Origin of the sequence: Vibrio sp. 10N.222.55.A1 (genome assembly GCF_041473835.1) — a bacterium.
In the GTDB taxonomy this organism is placed as follows: domain Bacteria; phylum Pseudomonadota; class Gammaproteobacteria; order Enterobacterales; family Vibrionaceae; genus Vibrio; species Vibrio crassostreae_C.
Genome location: NZ_JBFRSX010000026.1, coordinates 13,654 through 31,068, shown reverse-complemented (window position 1 = coordinate 31,068; position 17,415 = coordinate 13,654). Strand labels below are relative to the sequence as shown.

Sequence of the window (17,415 nt, the reverse complement as noted above, 5' to 3'; positions counted from 1 at the left end):
CAGTAACGAAATGGCGTTATATTCCATAAAAACAACCATTAATAGAATTTAAAACTTTAGCGAACTAAATAATAATTTTTGAGACTTTTCTCCGATACCCAATAAAATCAGCCACTTGATTTGATATGGGACTCAACAGAGGTTACTAAATAAGCGTTATTAAATATAAGATTTGTATCATTTCAGAATTTAATTCGAATTCACTTATAAAAGCCTATGTTCTTTTGAGGTTTTCGGTTACAACTTAACAGAGGATGGCTTGACGGAATCAGAATTCGATGAGTGTATCGAAATCAGAATAGAAATGATCGGTCTAGAAATAGACGATGATCTTGAGAGCCAGTTACTTGCGTGTATGGTTAGTTGATTGCTTAGTAAGTTGGTTATTTAAATAACTTCACTTCTTCGACATAGAATAAGACCTCACAAGTGCGAGGTCTTATTTGTCATTCAAAGCTGCTCATGCAATATCAGCTTTCTTCAATCATTTTTGTTCAGCAAGTGTTTGTGTCGCTTTGGTATTCGTTACATTCGCAGGTTTCACAATCAAACCAATTCCGACAAGAAACAGTATTGATGCAACAACCTGAGCCACAGACAGCACCTCATCATACATAAAGTAACCGCTAATCAATGCGAAGATAGGCACTAACAAGGTTAACGGCGCGGTCGTACTTAACGGGTATTGGATTAACAGCTTATTCCATACCCAATAACCAAATAGCGTGGTTGGGTAAGCTTGAAACAGCACCGCAATCGTCGTGTTCCAATCCCATTGTTCGATGCCCTGCCAGATTATTTGGTCACCGTGTAACATCACGGCAAATAACACTAATGGCACTGGAGCAAACAGCATCCCCCAGACATTGAACGCAAAAGCTTGAGTGGTTTTCGATGCCTTAACAATCACGCCCATCAAGGTCCAACTGCACGCCGCAATCATAATCAAGATCACGCCATTAACGGTGACATTGCCCGTAGCTGCAGATACCAATACCGCCAATGCACACATAGCTAGCATCGCACCCAATAATTTACGAATAGAAGCACTCTCCTTGAACAACCACACGCCAACCGCCATGCCGATTAATACGTTGGTTGAAAGCAAGACCGATGAAAGCCCAGACGATAAACCAGCAGTGATCGACCATGAAGCCATACCCCAGATACCCACACCGAACACAAAGCCATAACTGACTAAGTAGCGCCAAGCAACAGGCGATCAGCATGTCGACCGTGGTGAGCTGCTACCAAAAACTGGAATCACAAGGTTGGATTCATTCTCGACCGCAAGCGGGATATTTTGTTTCTCCTCATAAACCTGCTCACTCAACCCCAGAGTGGGCACAGTTTGAGAGTAAGGTGTCCAGTGTTAGGCAAACCTCATCGACTCACAACTCAATCAATGGGCCTTTAGGGGTTTCGAGCACCACTAATGATGAGCAGTCGATCGTTGAACTGGAACGAAGTTTTCGTCGCGCTATTAGGCGTATGGGAAGTAGGCTCAACCATTACCCAGATACACAAGGTGAGCCGATGTTGCGACAGGCATTATCCACTTACTTTGCCAAGCTCGATGTCCATTTTTCACCTGAAGAGATGGTGATCACCGCAGGCTGTATGTCAGCGATTAAAGCTGCACTCGAATCGTGTACCAAAGAAGGCGACACCATTGCGATTAGCTCTCCTTGTTTCAATGGAATTCTGGAGTTACTCGGAAAGATGTCACGCCAGATCATAGAAATCCCATCGCTCGATGATGGTGTCGACTTGCAACAACTGGAAGCGCATTTGAAGAACAAGCGAGTCGATGCCGCGATCTTTTGTACTTCTCATATGAACCCTCAGGGGATCAATATGTCGGCAAGTCAAAAACAGAAGCTTGCCGAATTAGCGAATCAATATCGAGTACCGATCATTGAAGATGATGTGTATCTTGAACTGTCCTACTCCTCACACACACCACTCCCCGCGAAATACTACGACAAAGGCGGATATGTCTTATGGTGTGGATCAGTATCGAAAAGTTTGTCACCGAGTTACCGTTTGGGATGGTGCTTGCCGGGCAGGTTTATCAACGAATACAAGGCTCAGTTCTCAGCTGCGAGCTACGGCGTTGCCCTGCCCACTCAGCTTGCGGTTGCTGACTTTATTGGATCTGGCCAATACGCTAAGCACGTGAAGAGAAGATGCACTCAGATCTTGTCTTTGCGCCAACAATACCTAAGTTATTTGGCTCAGCACCTTCCTCAAGATGTGAAGATAAGTAATCCACAAGGTGGCATGGTGCTTTGGCTGCAAATCCCAAGCTTGAACCAGTCAGCCTTTGCTCAGGGCATTACCGAGAAGAACATTGATATTAGGCTTGGACACCTGTTCAGCACTCTCGACCTTTACAGCAATTGCTTACGCCTCAATATTGGGTATCCGTTAGAGGATGAAGCCAAGCAGCAATTGGATGCCTTAATCGAGCTTATCCATATTCACAGCTAACAGCACGTAGCACGTAGCACGTAGCACGTAGCCTTTCAAAATCCGCTTTTTTAAATGCCTTCGAATGCCGAATTCTAATAGCCTTTTGTCATAAAAAAGAAGGCTATTATTCCTATCTTAATTCGGGTAAAGCCCCAAACCGTAAGGAAACCCACTCGCCTCAAAACCCTTAAATGCTGAGTTTGCAAGCACCCACAAAATTATGCAACTTGGCTAATGACACATCACTTTTTATCGTCAATATACAGCCGTCAGCGCTGGCGTTTTCCTGTATTTGAAGAGAACTATTATGAGTGATAAAACAAAAAACAAACCACTACCTTCCTTTATCGAAGAACGCTTGAACTTCTATATTCAAGACCTGATTACCCAGAACCAAAGCCAAAAGCATTTGGTATTGGGTAAACGCCCCCAGCGCAGTGCCGTTGTGATGCAGAGCAATGATTACCTAGCGCTGTCACACAACAAACAGATCCAACAAGCCCATCAAGCGGCGATCTGTGAGCACGATGACAACGTGGTGATGTCTGCGATTTTCTTACAAGATGAGCAGTCTAAACCTGCGTTCGAAACTGAGCTTGCGAACTATGTTGGAATGGAGAGCTGTTTGCTTTCTCAATCGGGCTGGGCGGCCAATATTGGGCTATTGCAAACCATCTGCCCACCGGGCACACCTGTGTATATTGATTTCCTTGCACACATGTCGCTATGGGAAGGGATTCGGGCTGCCGGCGCAGTTGCCCATCCGTTTATGCATAACAATATGAATCACCTACGCAAACAGTTAGAGCGCCACGGCTCAGGTGTCATTGTTGTCGACTCGGTTTACAGCACAATAGGCACCATTGCCCCACTGTGCGACATCTACGAAATGGCGCAAGAGTTTGATTGTGCGGTCGTCGTTGATGAATCCCATTCACTGGGTACACATGGAGAGAATGGTGCAGGCTTAGTGCAAGCATTGGGGCTCACCAACCAAGTCGACTTCATCACCGTTAGCTTGGCAAAAACCTTTGCTTATCGCGCTGGGGCAATCCTTGGCCCTAAACAACTGTCTAAAACCTTGCCGTTTGTGGCGTACCCTGCGATTTTTAGCTCAACAGTGTTACCACAAGAAGTGGTTCGTTTAGAGAAAACGTTGGAGGTGATCAAAGGTGCGGAAGACAAACGAGAAGCCTTATTCAATCGGGCTAAGTCGCTGACTACGGGGCTAAAGCGAATTGGCTTTAATATCCGCAGTGAGTCTCAAATTGTAGCGCTAGAGTGCGGCAATGAAAGAAACACGGAGCGTGTGCGAGACTTCTTAGAAGAACGTGATGTGTTCGGTGCGGTATTCTGCCGCCCTGCGACTGGCAAGAACAAAAACATCATCCGTTTTTCAGTGAATGCCGATATGACACCAAGAGACATTGACCATGTGCTCACGGTTTGTCACGAAGCGTACCATCACCCCGAGTTAGAGTTCGTGTAACCTTTTTCGAACCATATTTATAACCAACACCAACGGCAGGACTGAATGGACGCTATCATGTCGCGATACAAAAAGAGCCCAGCAATTCGCTGAGCTCTTTCTTGAATCTATGTCTACCCAATGGCCGTGAACTTCAGACTATTACACCCGCTAAATCCAGTGAGCAATTTTATCAAACAGTCGGTTTTTATCGGCAGGTTTAACAATAAAGTCCGACATGCCTGATGATTCCATCTTTTCCAAGGTAACGGGAGAACTGTCACCCGTGTGAGCAATAATCGGCACCGAAGAGTATTCTTTGTCGGCACTGCGAATTCGGCGAGAAGCTTCAACACCGTCCATGATTGGCATTTCAATATCCATTAGGATCAAGTCGATTTCGTCGGTATCAACCGCATCTAAGGCTTGTTGTCCGTCTTCTTTTTGCACAACATCAAAGCCCTGTTTTTCCAATAACATTGCCGTAAATCGGCGTAGAGATTCATTGTCATCGACCACCATAATCGTACGTCTAGTGGTGGCCTCTAGCGGTTTTACAGCAACCGATGGCATCACGTAGTTGGAGTCAAACAGTAAACGGTCAATGGTCGCTTCAGTATTTAGTAGCCAGACTTGTGTTTCCACCCAAATAGGCTCGAAAGAAATGTTACGTACACGCTTGATAGGATGACGCTCATACAAGTAAATGATTCGCGCCTCAGTGAACGAAAGTAACGATTCAATCTTATCGAGGCAACTAGCTCTTAAATCCAAGCTCTCCATATCAACGAAAATCAAGTCGAACTCAAATTGATATTCCTTATTCTGAAGCGCTGATGCCACATCCAAAATCTCTAGGTCAAAACCCATAAAGCGAGAGATTTCAGTCATTTTACTGGAAAGCACTGTCTGATCACTGATCATCAGCACCGTCTTGAGTTTAGTCAGTTCGCTCTTGATTTCCTCTACCGAATTGGAAGTCAAAGATGGGAAAATCATCGTGAACTGTGTCCATTGATCCACTTCAGACTGGCATTTAATCTCACCACCAAACGAGCGCATGACCTTCTGACAAAATGGCAAACCTAAACCGTAATTACCCGACTGGCCTGTGGTGTAAAAGTCTTGGAAAATACGACGAATGATATCGCTCGAAATACCAGAGCCGTTATCCGTCACCATTATCTGGTTCGTCACTTCATCACTGAACATGGTGACATGAATATGAAAATCTTCAGGGCTACGATGATGGAACGCATTCTTGAACAGATTATACATGGCGTATTTCAACAAGGTGTCGCTACCCAAGAACTCAAAGTTACTCTGCACATCCAAGGAGATTGCTGACTTATCAGCAGAGCGCTTGTAATTGAAACTGTCTATCGCATCCTCAACCACCGCTTGCGCTGAATGCTTCTTAAACGTAGATCGAGAGACTCGGTTTTCATCAATTGAAGTCAGTAACAGATCTATCGTTTCGTTACCGGAATGAATGATCTCCATCGCTTCATCGCCCACTTCACGCAACTGAATCACTTCTTCATTGCTTAACGCATATTGCCCTTTTTGATCGCCACTTTTAGGGTTCGGCAATATGGACTGCATGACATCAATAGAGGTAAGTAATCCGCTTAGAGGATTTCGCATCTCATGGGCAATACCCGCACCAAAAGACTTCGCCAATGACACCTTGTTTTCATGTTCCACCTGATTGCGGAAGTAGAACAAGTTGCCGAATAAGTAGATAAACAAAAAGATTGGCACATGCGTCCAATCCATTGTGAGTTCGAGGTAGAAGCCTTGTGCAATCCAAGCGCACAAGGTAGCAATCCCAATACCGGCAAAGGTTTGTGCAAACATCACTCTCGTCACGTGCACCAATAAAATATGGAGGAAAATAGCCGACATGAATGACATAACCCAAACGTTGGACCAATTATTCATTAGCAGCATGTAGAAGAAGAAACCTGGCAAACAGATAGTTACGGCAACTTGATAATAAGCCGGAAGGTATTTTCGCCATTCAAATGGGACGCGATTGCGAAATATAATGCCAAAGAACAATACCGAGCAAAACAGGCGAAGCGCTAAGTTTTCGTAGGGTTGCGGGAACAAAAACTCCCACACAATGTAGTAAATTGGAAAGCCGACAAAGCCCATCCAACCCACGAGGGTTAAATTCGGTTCTGCGTACTGGTAAACTTTACGAATCGCGTTCATACGAAATACTTTGCTCTCTAAGCCCTGACGTTTATTAATTCTATGATTTGGTTTTTATACTTATATTTTGGCGCCGATTATATTACACATCACGTCCGAGCAGTGAGGTTTCAATCAAATATGTACCAACGCATTTGTTTTTATTATTAAGCGTAGATGAATGATGCACCCTGCTGACGCTTAAATTTAAGTACGAGTGCTTGGTTCAGGGATGGGCATGCGCGGTGTTCTTTTGATAACTGTGTTCAGCTTACTGCTATGTCACTGTTACTCGATGCATTTTTCTTGGAGTATCCCCGTAATCTATCACTGCGTAATGTTGCGTTACCCTGTTATCCCAGATCGCCATTGAGCCGTTGTCCCATTTGAAACGAACTTGAAACTCAGGGCGTCTCGCAATTTCAAACAGTTGGCTGAGTAAAACATCACTCTCTTTGCGGTCGAGTTCGTTGATATAACGAGTAAACTGTTCATTGATACAGAGCGTTTCTTTATCCGTTTCAGGATGAACTTGAACAACAGAGTGAACCACTGGCGGATTCTCCTGTGCTGTTTTAATCAAGGATTTGTGCCAATCGAGATCAATGTCTTCTGATTCTATACCTTCAAAGGCCACAAGCGAATGAGTCGCCGACAACCCTCTCAACTTAGCTTTCATATCTTCATGTAGAGATTCAAAAACCGCAGTCATAGAACACCAGATAGTGTCACCACCAATGCTTGGAATGTGTTGAGCATGCAACAGGGAAGCTTTCGACGGCAAGCTGCGCCACGTTAAGTCGGTATGCCAATAACTTTCCTTTGGCGCATTGCCACGGGTTGTTTCAATCACACTCACCTGTGGCGCACTTTCCACGCGAGGGAAGAAAGGATGTGCAGGTTCTAACGTTCCAAAGCGCTGTGCAATCATCAAGTGTTGTTCTGGAGACAAAGTCTGCCCGTCGAGAAAGATCACTTGATGGGCAATAAGTGCCTGATACACCTTATCGAGTTCATCAGCACTGCATGTAGAAAGCTCTAGTTCGTGAATACGAGCGCCGATGTGAGGAGTAATGGGTTCTATTTTCAACATACTTTCGCTTATTGGTGATATTGAGTTGCAGGGCGGATCTGGCTACTAGGCTAATCTGACTACTAACTGTAAACCGGGTAAATGCTGATTTTCTTTCTCACTTGAAATAGAAAGTCGTCTCTCCGAAACAAAAAAAGAGCTCCTAAGCTGGAGCTCTTTTCGTTTTTTGATACTTCCTGTATCCATAGACAAGTCCAATCTGTAGTACTTTCACTGAAAGCCAGATCATCGATATCTCCAGTTGTGTATCACCAATAAATCTAGCATACAATCTTCAGACTGTTCTGGGACACAACCGAGATAATCAACTCTAGTGCCAAGCCATTTCGCCGCTTAGCACTTTCGCGCCAAGTTCTAAATCGCCTTCCGTAGCCTCAAATTTCGGGTAGGCTTTCTTCATGTAATCACTGATCTCGACCGATGTTGGATTACTTTTGCTCGCCAACGCTTTTTCAATATCAGCCACATAATCCTTCGTGAAGTGAACTGCATTTATTCCTGTTGGCATTTCACCTAAATAGTGACCCGGAATTACAACCTCTGGCTCTAGTGCTTTCATACGCTCCAACGATTGTGACCACTGGCTACGAATCTCTTTCGATGCAGTATCTGCCATCCATACATGCACACCGCTATACACCGACACGCCACCAAACACCGTTTTTTCAGACGGAACCCATAGGTAAGCTTGGTGTGTATTTATCTCTTTCACTTCGATGGTTTCACCTTCGATGCTTAATGTTGTGTCGTTCATCACCATTGGAACAATCACCTTAGAGGGCGCGTTGCCTTCTAATATAGGCCCCCAGTATTCAAGCTTTGCATCTTTGGTGCGTTTGATATGCGCGACAACGGCTTCACTGGCAACGACTTTAACGTTAGGAAATGCCGAAACTATCGGTTCCAAACCAAAGTAGTAATCTGGGTCGCCGCTGCTGATGTAAACCATCGATAATTTTTTGCCTGTGGCTTTGATTTGCTCCACCAAATTTTGTCCGTCTGCGACACTGAATTGTGCGTCAAATAGAATCACTTCTTTCTCACCCGAAACCAATACCGAGCTTGCAGGGAATATCGCGTTCTCACCGGGGTTATAGTGAGTGATGTTCAGATCCACAGCTAAAGCAACACTTGATGCCAGCACGGTTCCTAGGCTTATGGTTCCTAAAAGCATGCTTTTTAATAACAGGTTTTTCGATAACGTATTCATGGCTTTATTCCGATACTTGGAGTTGAACACCTGCCAACTCGTTGAATGTCCAAATATCTTATTTGATTGTTTTTAGATGAAATAGACATCAAATTGACTTTAACTATTGCAGTTTTCGGACATATACTGAGGTCGGTTTAATTCTCTAGGCAATAAAACAATGGATAAACTCGAGGCAATGAATGTCTTTGTCACCATAGTGGAACGTGGCAGTTTGAGCGCAGCGGCAGAGCACCTTGATCTCTCACGAACCAAGGTCACTCGTTATTTGGGTGAGTTAGAAACATGGATGGACACACGCTTGCTTCACAGAACAACACGAAGCTTGAGTTTAACCAGCGCAGGTAAAGAAACACTTGAGGTCGCCAGAGAACTTTTGGCACTGGAAACATCCCTAGCTGGGATCAGAAACCAAAACCGAGAGCATTTAAAAGGTCAGCTGCGTATTACTGCGAGCTACTCGATTGTCGATAGCTTCTTGATGGAATCAATTAGTCGCTTCATCGCCAAATGGCCAGAGGTTTCTATCGACATTATCTCGACTGATCAGACCGTCAACCTGGTTGAGTCACGCATCGATTTGGCCATTCGCATAACCAACGAACTGACGCCCAATATTGTCGCGAAGCAGATCGGTGAATGCCGCTCCGTGATTTGCGCATCGCCTCAATATCTAAAAGAGAAAGGCACACCCACAGAAGCCCAAGATCTAGCGCACCACAACTGTTTATCGTTCAGTTACTTTGGCAAAACCGCTTGGACGTTCAATGGCCCCAATGGGCTCGAATCGGTTCCGATTAAAGGGAATATCAGTGCAAACACCTCAGAGGTTCTGCTTTCTGCCACACTCAAAGGCAACGGTATCTGTTTACTGCCCTTCCCTTCAGTGGAAACCTTGATGCGTGATGGTCTATTAGTGCCACTGCTTTCTGAATGGCAACCTAAAACGCTCGGTGTGCATGCTATTTATGGAACACGTAAACAAGTCACACCGCTGTTAAGAGCCTTTATCGACCATTTATCTGACGAGATGGAACAATCGACAAGTTGGTAGAAGTACGATGCCATCACTAAGGAGGAAAACTTGCCATTAGTAAAACTGATGCAGAATTAAAATCATTAATTTTACTTAACTGTCAGTTGCTTCTATCGTGACTGCATACATCATCAATTAGCTTATTAACGCAGGGAAACTGACTATGACTGCCATTACCGATTTAGACATTTTGTTAAAGTCCATGTCACCAGAACTCATTGAAGGCAACTATGTTTTCTGTACTGTCGACGGAGCGTTAACAGACTATGTTCAGCTCAATCCAATCTCAACTTTTCGTGAGAAAGAAGGTTTAACGCTGGTTCTGGAAGAAGACGTTGCGACCAAAGCTCAGCTAAACTTCGACGGTGTATTTAGCCTTATCACTTTATCGGTACATTCGAGCCTTGAAGCGGTTGGATTAACGGCGGCGTTTGCGACAAAGCTTGGCTCTTACGGCATTAGCGCTAACGTGGTTGCGGGCTACTATCACGACCACATCTTCGTTCAAAAAGACAAAGCAGAAGCTGCAATGAGTGCGCTGAAAGAGTTTTCAGAAGTAGATTAGTAAAGAATTCGATTACTCACAAATACAAAAAAAGCGACGTAATCTACGTCGCTTTGGCTTATTGCTTAACGTGCACTCACTGATCAGGCATCAGTGAGCGAACCAGTTAAGCAAGCTTAAAAGTCGCCACTTTGTCACTTAAGCCAGCGGCTTGGCTCTTAAGTTCGTTCGACTCAGTTAAGCTGTCCTGTGCGCCCACAACTAAGTGGTCGGTAACATCTTTAATGGTCGTCACGTTCTGGGTAATTTCACCCGTCACATGTGTTTGCTCTTCAGCAGCCGTCGCGATTTGAGTCGCCATATCGCTGATCAAAGCAACTGCAGTATTGATCTCTTCAAGCGCATGCGAAGCTCGATCGGCATCTTCTACTGAATGTATTGCCAACTTAGAACTGCTCTCCATCAGCTCAACCGCTTGCGCCGTTGTACGCTGCAGGATATCAATTGTTGATTTGATCTCTTCCGTTGAAGAGTGGGTACGCTGTGAAAGCACACGTACTTCATCCGCTACCACAGCAAATCCACGACCTTGTTCACCAGCACGAGCCGCTTCAATCGCTGCATTCAAAGCAAGTAAGTTGGTTTGTTCTGCAATGCCTTGAATCGTTGCGAGTACAGTCGAGATCTCTTGAGCATGCTTGTTAAGTTCGCTAATCACACTACCCGCTTCATTAACTTCATTGGCTAGGTTATTGATTGAACCTTTGGTATCCACAACCAGAGCGTGACCACTGTTAGTGCTTGTCGCTGAATCTTGCGCCGCTTTTGCTGTTTGCTCGGCATGCGATGCTATCTCTTGCGTGGCGCTCGCCATTTCAGTTACGGCCGTCGCGACCATAGTGATTTCTTGCTGCTGATGATTAAGCTCATCCACCGAACGGTTCGCACGTTGAGTACTTTGCTCTGACTGGCTGTTTAGCTGTTCTGACTGCCCACGGATATGGCCAATCAACTGCTGTAAGCTTCCAACAAAGGTATTGAAGTTATGAGCCAACTCGCCCACTTCATCTTGGTTTTCAACATGAATGCGTTGAGTTAAATCACCACTACCATTCGCGATTTGCGCCAGTGCTTGAGAAACGTGGTTCAACGGGCGGAATAGAATAGTACACAAAAGGTTAAACAGTATGGTACATACGATCACCACAAGTAGCGTCACCAACACTTGACCAATCACTGCATCAAATAGTGGCGCAACCAGAGAGTCATGGTTAACAACGCTCACAGTAATCAGGCTCGTTCCATCAATCGCACGTGCGTACAGAACATAGTCGCTGCCATTCAACTCGATAGAAGTGTCTTTACCGCTAGTCAGCGCCTTTTGTACGTCCGCAAAATCTAACCCAAGTGAGCTGATGTTTTTGTTCAGTAACTTAGTGTCAGGGTGCGTATAAACCGTGCCCTTATTGGTCGCGATGAACATGTAACCTTCACCTGGAAGAATCACCTGCTCTAGACTGTTTAAGATGTCTGTAATTTCTACATCAGCACCCAACACAACCTGTTGCCCATGCAGTTGCATTGCTGTTCCTAATGAAACAACGTTCGCCCCAGTTGCTGCAGCAACCGTTGGGTTATCCATGAACACCTTGCTTGGGTTCGCAACCGCATTGGTGTACCAACCCCATACGCGTGGATCATCATTGCCCGGTGGCAACACAACACCGTTCGCGTTCTTTTGCGAACCATCAGGAAATGCCAAGAAGACATTATCAAAAGAGGCTGAGTCACGAACCTGTTTTAGATGAGTCACCAAGCTTTCTTGTTTGGACTCTTTCGAAAGAGAAGTAAGCGCACGCTCTTTGGATAAGATCCAATCCGATACATATTGATTGTACGAAGCCGATGCGCCCTCTAAGCGCTGTTCAACTTCAATATCCAACCTTTGCAGTGAAGCACGAAAAGACAATGCCTCGACCAAAATCCCCCCCAGGATAATGGCCATACTGGCTGAAATCGCCAGCTTATTTTTAAGCGAGAGTTTCTTGAACATAGGAAACCTATAATTTGGAAGTAATAAACCGTGGCGAACAAATTGATTGCCAAAGCGGTTTGCAAGCGGGATATATTTTACGCTTTAAAATAAATTAAGAAACCGATGAGGAACTGAAATATTGATATATGTGAGTAAGTGCACGCATCGTAACCCATTGATTTAGAGAATGGTAAACTCTAAATTTTGAATTAATGTGTTAAACATGGTCAGCTGATGAGTGTCTCTGTTTGAGAGTAATAACGGCACAGATCGCGCTATACCGTTAGATCATTAGGAAGGTATTTAAACGTGTTGAACGTCTGAATAGAAACAGGTTGCGGACAAAGTAGTCAAAAGTTGATCAACCAAAGTCCAACGTTAACAGCAATCGTGTTTCGTCAGATGAAGTGACTGGTGAACGGTGAACAAGGCCTCTACTCTCATTGCCACTCCAACGCTCCCCTTTTAATAACGCAACATCACCACTGGCCATTTTCTGGATGTCAGATTCGTCGTTGTACAGGCCTGAAACAGAATCAGGCTGTCCGTTAGCCCCTAGCCCTAGCTTAGAACGGTCGACTAAGTCGTTTGGCAACCATTGAGTCGCAACACCATGATAGGTTGCCACTAAGCGGCAAGGCACTTGGTCAAAATGAAAACGAGGACACATCGCTTTATTCAGAACGGCTAAACGCAACCCGACTTCTTCAAGCTCAAACAAACAACAGAACATATCCACCAGCTCTGCCATGTTTTCTAACAGCGCTTTAGAGGCGGTGCCATCGGTGGCAAATTCCAACTTATCGAAAGCATTTTCAGGTGACACGCTAACAGACTTACTAAAGTTTGGATTCAAGGCGATAAATTCACTAATTGCCGTCGTTAAGCCTTCATCAAACTGTCGCTGCCATACCGCTATATTAATATCACTTTGGTAGATATCCGCTAATACCGTTGGCTGCTCAGAAGCACTCAAGCTTGGCTTGTGATTTGCCTTATCCTGAATACTCACAGCTGAACTAATGTTGAGTGGCTGGCTGCTATTGGTAGCCAAAGGCTTGGTTAACACGGCATTCATTACGTCGTCTCCTTGATACATGCTCATCGCTTCCCTTTTACCAACAGAATAATTATTCTTGGCAAGAGTGATTTTGGTTATGTTATAACATAACCAAAAATAAACAAGTCACTTCGTCGATCATGATTCCAGTAATACAGCGACGCTCTTCTTTTCCTGCGGTAATTTTTCGAATGCTGAACTAAGCTTCTCTCAATCACTCTTTCCAAAAAGTCATTTTAAAAACGTACGACTCAAGAACGTAAACCTGTGAATTCATCAATCTGGTGACAACTTATGAAAAAACTAATCTCTACATTCGGCCTCCTATGCACCGCTATCTCCGCTCAATCTTTCGCGGAGTCGGGCTACACATTAGATCCGAAGTTATCGAACATCACATTCGCGACCATTAAAAAGCAGTTTGTTGTCGAGCCCGCATCCATCAAACCTATGTCTGGAGGGCTTACCGAAGAGGGCCAGTTTTCAATAGTATTGGACTTGAAAAGCGTGAGCACCGGAGTCGCTATTCGTGACCAGAGACTGAATGAACTCTACTTTGAATCGATGACTTTTCCTGAAGTGAAGATCTCTGGGAAGGTTGAACCGTCGATGCTATCTGGTGATCCAAAAAGAACAACAGTAGCAGCGGAAGTTACTTTACACGGCGTAACCAAAACGATCGATTTCCCAGTTGTGGTGGTTCCATCCTCAGGGTTTGTCATGGTTAGCTCAGCTTCGACAATCATCGTCAACGGCGCTGATTTTGGGATATCGACAGAGAATCTAAACAAACTTTCAGCGACCGTGGGTGGATTAGCGATTTCCGACCAAATCCCTTTAAGCTTTAACCTACTTTTCGACCAATAATGGACTTATAACTATTCCTTTCTATTCTCCCTCATTTCACATTCATCAATCGTTTGAGAGCGGTGAATGTGAGTAAGAGTACGCGACAACGCAATAAACTGAATTAGGTTTGAATAAACTAAACCAAAATTTCCACTCGATTTCCCCAAGTCGGCCAGATAAACATCCCTCACAAAGTATTAAATTGAGCGTTATATAGGCTCAGAGATGTCGTTGATGTCACATGTCGTTACACAGCATGACGCCTTAAGGCTTTACATCTTGGGCGAGGTAAACAACAATCCCTGAGAATAAATCCATAACATAATGTATTTAGAAATTATGAGTAACACAGAAAACAAAAAATCGAGTCCTCTTTTCGAAGTCGTGTTTAACGTCTTTCTTCCTTCATTCATTTTAATGAAGTTCAGTGGAGATGAGCTTCTCGGAACAGGCTTAGCATTACTTGTCGCACTAGCCTTCCCTATTGCTTACGGTGGCATGGAGTTGATCCGCAACAAGAAGTTCAACTTCATAGCGGCGCTTGGCTTCGTCAGCGTGCTATTAACGGGCGGTATTGGTTTCTTTGAGCTAGACACTCGTTGGTTAGCACTAAAAGAAGCATTAATCCCTGGTCTAATTGGTTTGGCGGTTCTTGGCTCTACCTTCACCCGCTACCCGTTTATCCAGAAAGTTATCTTCACACCGGCCCTGTTAAATATCTCTCTTATTGAAGAGCGCCTAAAGCAGCTCGGTAACCAAGCAAAGTTTGATCGTTGTCTAATGACATCCAACTACCTATTCGCGAGTACTTTCGCATTTTCTTCAGCTATGAACTACTTCCTAGCGACTTGGATTGTGACTAGCCCTGCTGGCACCGCTGCCTTTAATGAAGAACTTGGCAAGCTGACACTTTACAGCTACCCAGCAATCGCCATCCCAAGCATGCTGATGATGTTAGGTATTTTCTACTACATTTGGCGTCAAGTTCGCACGATGACATCACTAGAAACAGAACAAATTTTTATTACTAAATAGTTCTGAATTAACAAATCGCTCTGACAGCATAACATGAAGCCCAGCAATTAAGCTGGGCTTCTTTGTTTTTACTCTTTCGTTATCAACGTGATAGATGACAGCTTCGATTTGGATTATGAATCGAATGGGCAACCCTAATGCTCTTTTCTCAAGTAAATTTGGGCAACATGTCTATAAACCAATAATAATCAATGAATTGCATTGATTGAACCGACAGATGCTTTTATAGTCAATTCTGTTGGTTACTTTACAAAGCTCTACCCGCTCACTGACATTATTTCAATTGCTGTTGATAAGATCGCATAAGCTAGGTGCTAAAGGTAGACGCCAGCCGTACTCAATAAGGAATATAGATAATGAAAAAATCTCAATTAGTTGAACACATCGCGACTTCTGCAGACATCTCAAAAGACCAAGCAGGCACAGCACTAAATGCGCTAGTTGAAGGTATCTCTACTTCGCTTGCGAACGGTGATGACGTATCGATCCTTGGATTTGGTAGCTTTAAAGTTAACTCTCGAGCTGCTCGCACTGGTCGTAACCCGCGAACCGGAGAAGAGATTCAGATTGCCGCATCAAAGACGCCAGCATTTAAAGCGGGCAAGGCACTAAAAGAGACGTGCAACCTGTAACACAAAAAACACAAGGAAGATTACGATGACGACTAAGGAAAAAGCGAAAACGAGCCGAAGCAAAAAAGCAGGCAAGTCGACTAAAGCGCAAGCCGAAACGCCTAAGACTCGTCAACGCATTGAAGAGCTTCTCGAAGAGCGTGAACTGGCTAAACTGTTAGAACTTTAGTTTATATAAGAACTAAAGTTTAGGTTTAAGCAAGGTGATAGTTTGTTATCGTTCTAATGCCACTGCAGATTTGTAGTGGCATTTTTGATTTAGGAGCAAGCGCCTCTAATAAATAACATTGATACCCCTCCCCACTAAAGCGACAAACACATCTGTCCAAAATCTGAACGCTAAGTAACTGATTGAGTTACATAGCTATACATATCCATACTTACCCAAATCACCTTTTTCACTATCATCATTTTCTTGTTATTGGTGAGATTATTGGAAGGGTTCATGACACGACTATGTTCGAGCAATCCTTCTTCTTTGAGGTGATTATGAATGTCGTTCGCATGGGGATTGAAGCAAATACCCATAAAAATAAGGGTAAGTACAAAGCGATAGTTAAGTTTACTATTCGAGCCCTGTTTTATTATTCAGCTACTCGAAAAATGAGTAATAATTTCAACTCTGAAGAGAGAAAGTTATTATTTATCAAGCAACCCAACTTCCTTTCTAAATTTGTGACTCCCTACTTATGTACTGGCTTTAGCAATAAAGAAAAGACCGATATCTTATCCAAACACTACGACTGGTTTGAAAACACCTTCGCAACAGAAGCTAGACACCAAATCTATAACGAAAGGCTCAATCTTTTAAAACTTGAGATAGATGACAACGTTTATCTGGTTAATCTCAGCTTCGAAAGAAACGCGAGAAAAGAAGGTGAACTGACAATTTCATTGACCAACTCTCAACTCGAAAAAATGTATACCATTTCGTTTACTGTTTTCGACAACAACATCTACATCGGCGGTATACAGGGTGGCGCCAATGACAATGGATTTAGCCGCACATTCACCAAAGCTTTTTACGGTTTAAGACCTAAATCCTTCATGGTAGAAACACTACGACTGCTCGCTATTAACTTGGGTATCGACAATATCTATGCGGTAAAAGAGTCTGGTCATGTCTCGAACTCATTACGCTACGGTAAGAAAAACAAAGACATCAGCCTTAAATACGACAGTCTGTGGGAAGAGCACGATGGACAGGTGCATGATAACTATTTCTATCGTCTCCCGACAAACCCGAACAGGAAAGATCTTGAAGCTCTAAAACGTCAAAAGCGTAAGTTGTATCGCGAGCGTTATGCCTGGCTAGATCTGTATGAACAAGATCTGAAGAACGTAATCAGTCAGCACATCCATGATCCTGTTCATTATGCTCATGACAGTTAATTTGGCTAACCTGTACTCGACTCGCTAACGCGTATTACCTTTACTAGCGTGCTTTAGTCTAATCACAGCCCTTGGACCAAACGCTCAATCCCGAGGTGATAGCTTTAAAATAAATATTAGACAATGCTAATTTACATCTTTATAGTATCTAGGTATTTCGAAAACTACTCAATCGCCGGCGACCAGCCAGTACTGATCATTAAGAAGATACAAGCTCTATGCTCGGCAATTTGTATAGTTAAACTTAGAGACAGTAATAGGTAAACGTATGACTAAAATTGTAATCATCGGTGGCGTAGCTGGAGGTGCTTCAGCTGCTGCACGCGCTCGTCGTCTTAGTGAAGAAGCCGAAATCATAATGTTTGAACGAGGACCATTCGTCTCTTTAGAAAAGTAAATAATAAACCACTTTTTTACAGAGAGTGG

General features: G+C 43.8%; 13 protein-coding genes and 4 pseudogenes. 11 read left to right on the top strand and 6 right to left on the bottom strand.

Annotated features, from left to right (window positions below):
• Positions 1-229 precede the first annotated feature (229 nt).
• Positions 230-367 (top strand): annotated as a pseudogene (locus AB4493_RS08395) (GTP-binding protein); the annotation flags it as partial.
• Between the two features lie 117 nt (positions 368-484).
• On the opposite strand, the pseudogene AB4493_RS08390 reads toward AB4493_RS08395, so the two are convergent.
• Positions 485-1,216: pseudogene (locus AB4493_RS08390) on the bottom strand (DMT family transporter); the annotation flags it as partial.
• Here AB4493_RS08390 and AB4493_RS08385 point away from each other — a divergent pair.
• Positions 1,207-2,493, top strand: a pseudogene (locus tag AB4493_RS08385) (PLP-dependent aminotransferase family protein); the annotation flags it as partial. The pseudogenes AB4493_RS08390 and AB4493_RS08385 sit on opposite strands and share 10 nt — an antisense overlap.
• A gap of 289 nt (positions 2,494-2,782) precedes the next feature.
• Positions 2,783-3,964 carry an alpha-hydroxyketone-type quorum-sensing autoinducer synthase gene (gene cqsA, locus AB4493_RS08380; RefSeq protein WP_017059125.1) on the top strand — a complete coding sequence of 394 codons (1,182 nt, stop codon included), beginning with the start codon at positions 2,783-2,785 and terminating at the stop codon, positions 3,962-3,964.
• Positions 3,965-4,114: 150 nt separating this feature from the next.
• On the opposite strand, the gene AB4493_RS08375 is transcribed toward cqsA, so the two are convergent.
• The 3 genes from AB4493_RS08375 to AB4493_RS08365 form a co-directional block, all read right to left on the bottom strand.
• On the bottom strand, positions 4,115-6,163 hold the full coding sequence (locus AB4493_RS08375; RefSeq protein WP_372154839.1) for a response regulator: 2,049 nt from the start codon (positions 6,161-6,163) through the stop codon (positions 4,115-4,117).
• Positions 6,164-6,419: 256 nt separating this feature from the next.
• A complete protein-coding gene (locus AB4493_RS08370) occupies positions 6,420-7,235 on the bottom strand; it encodes a TauD/TfdA family dioxygenase (RefSeq protein WP_017059123.1) in 816 nt (271 codons plus the stop codon).
• 310 nt (positions 7,236-7,545) lie between these two features.
• Positions 7,546-8,445: a Vmh family MBL fold metallo-hydrolase gene (locus AB4493_RS08365; protein WP_102393121.1), complete on the bottom strand. Its 900-nt coding sequence runs from the start codon at positions 8,443-8,445 to the stop codon at positions 7,546-7,548.
• Between the two features lie 160 nt (positions 8,446-8,605).
• Here AB4493_RS08365 and AB4493_RS08360 point away from each other — a divergent pair, with 160 nt between their 5' ends.
• Together AB4493_RS08360 and AB4493_RS08355 are read left to right on the top strand one after the other, a co-directional pair.
• The gene (locus tag AB4493_RS08360; RefSeq protein WP_017059121.1) at positions 8,606-9,499 is read left to right on the top strand and encodes a LysR family transcriptional regulator; all 894 of its coding nucleotides are present in this window, start codon (positions 8,606-8,608) and stop codon (positions 9,497-9,499) included.
• Positions 9,500-9,644: 145 nt separating this feature from the next.
• The gene (locus AB4493_RS08355; protein WP_017069835.1) at positions 9,645-10,046 is read left to right on the top strand and encodes an ACT domain-containing protein; all 402 of its coding nucleotides are present in this window, start codon (positions 9,645-9,647) and stop codon (positions 10,044-10,046) included.
• Between the two features lie 106 nt (positions 10,047-10,152).
• Here AB4493_RS08355 and AB4493_RS08350 read toward each other — a convergent pair whose 3' ends face one another.
• Together AB4493_RS08350 and AB4493_RS08345 are read right to left on the bottom strand one after the other, a co-directional pair.
• Positions 10,153-12,039: a methyl-accepting chemotaxis protein gene (locus AB4493_RS08350; RefSeq protein WP_136974851.1), complete on the bottom strand. Its 1,887-nt coding sequence runs from the start codon at positions 12,037-12,039 to the stop codon at positions 10,153-10,155.
• 343 nt (positions 12,040-12,382) lie between these two features.
• Positions 12,383-13,099, bottom strand: coding sequence for a DUF1826 domain-containing protein (locus AB4493_RS08345; RefSeq protein WP_372154878.1), 717 nt, complete (start codon positions 13,097-13,099; stop codon positions 12,383-12,385).
• Between the two features lie 276 nt (positions 13,100-13,375).
• Between AB4493_RS08345 and AB4493_RS08340 the strand changes: the two genes are divergently transcribed.
• From AB4493_RS08340 to AB4493_RS08315, 6 genes and pseudogenes are all read left to right on the top strand, one after another.
• A complete protein-coding gene (locus AB4493_RS08340; protein ID WP_136974850.1) occupies positions 13,376-13,948 on the top strand; it encodes a YceI family protein in 573 nt (190 codons plus the stop codon).
• A 321-nt stretch (positions 13,949-14,269) separates the two neighbouring features.
• Complete coding sequence (locus AB4493_RS08335; protein WP_136974849.1) at positions 14,270-14,965, top strand: VC0807 family protein; 696 nt, start codon at positions 14,270-14,272, stop codon at positions 14,963-14,965.
• A gap of 356 nt (positions 14,966-15,321) precedes the next feature.
• The gene (locus AB4493_RS08330) at positions 15,322-15,597 is read left to right on the top strand and encodes an HU family DNA-binding protein (protein ID WP_372154838.1); all 276 of its coding nucleotides are present in this window, start codon (positions 15,322-15,324) and stop codon (positions 15,595-15,597) included.
• A gap of 25 nt (positions 15,598-15,622) precedes the next feature.
• Positions 15,623-15,766, top strand: coding sequence for a hypothetical protein (locus tag AB4493_RS08325; protein WP_017059112.1), 144 nt, complete (start codon positions 15,623-15,625; stop codon positions 15,764-15,766).
• A gap of 320 nt (positions 15,767-16,086) precedes the next feature.
• The gene (locus AB4493_RS08320; protein WP_372154877.1) at positions 16,087-16,989 is read left to right on the top strand and encodes a VirK/YbjX family protein; all 903 of its coding nucleotides are present in this window, start codon (positions 16,087-16,089) and stop codon (positions 16,987-16,989) included.
• A gap of 268 nt (positions 16,990-17,257) precedes the next feature.
• Positions 17,258-17,374, top strand: a pseudogene (locus tag AB4493_RS08315) (pyridine nucleotide-disulfide oxidoreductase); the annotation flags it as partial.
• Positions 17,375-17,415: the final 41 nt, after the last annotated feature.

What these genes read in the sequence shown, in the direction of transcription:
- AB4493_RS08355 (WP_017069835.1), top strand. Translation starts at nt 9,645, where the DNA reads ATGACTGCCATTACCGATTTAGACATTTTGTTAAAGTCCATGTCACCA.
- cqsA (WP_017059125.1), top strand. Translation starts at nt 2,783, where the DNA reads ATGAGTGATAAAACAAAAAACAAACCACTACCTTCCTTTATCGAAGAA.
- AB4493_RS08335 (WP_136974849.1), top strand. Translation starts at nt 14,270, where the DNA reads ATGAGTAACACAGAAAACAAAAAATCGAGTCCTCTTTTCGAAGTCGTG.
- AB4493_RS08345 (WP_372154878.1), bottom strand. Translation starts at nt 13,099, where the DNA reads ATGAATGCCGTGTTAACCAAGCCTTTGGCTACCAATAGCAGCCAGCCA.
- AB4493_RS08360 (WP_017059121.1), top strand. Translation starts at nt 8,606, where the DNA reads ATGGATAAACTCGAGGCAATGAATGTCTTTGTCACCATAGTGGAACGT.
- AB4493_RS08350 (WP_136974851.1), bottom strand. Translation starts at nt 12,039, where the DNA reads ATGTTCAAGAAACTCTCGCTTAAAAATAAGCTGGCGATTTCAGCCAGT.
- AB4493_RS08325 (WP_017059112.1), top strand. Translation starts at nt 15,623, where the DNA reads ATGACGACTAAGGAAAAAGCGAAAACGAGCCGAAGCAAAAAAGCAGGC.
- AB4493_RS08320 (WP_372154877.1), top strand. Translation starts at nt 16,087, where the DNA reads ATGAATGTCGTTCGCATGGGGATTGAAGCAAATACCCATAAAAATAAG.
- AB4493_RS08365 (WP_102393121.1), bottom strand. Translation starts at nt 8,445, where the DNA reads ATGAATACGTTATCGAAAAACCTGTTATTAAAAAGCATGCTTTTAGGA.
- AB4493_RS08370 (WP_017059123.1), bottom strand. Translation starts at nt 7,235, where the DNA reads ATGTTGAAAATAGAACCCATTACTCCTCACATCGGCGCTCGTATTCAC.
- AB4493_RS08330 (WP_372154838.1), top strand. Translation starts at nt 15,322, where the DNA reads ATGAAAAAATCTCAATTAGTTGAACACATCGCGACTTCTGCAGACATC.
- AB4493_RS08340 (WP_136974850.1), top strand. Translation starts at nt 13,376, where the DNA reads ATGAAAAAACTAATCTCTACATTCGGCCTCCTATGCACCGCTATCTCC.
- AB4493_RS08375 (WP_372154839.1), bottom strand. Translation starts at nt 6,163, where the DNA reads ATGAACGCGATTCGTAAAGTTTACCAGTACGCAGAACCGAATTTAACC.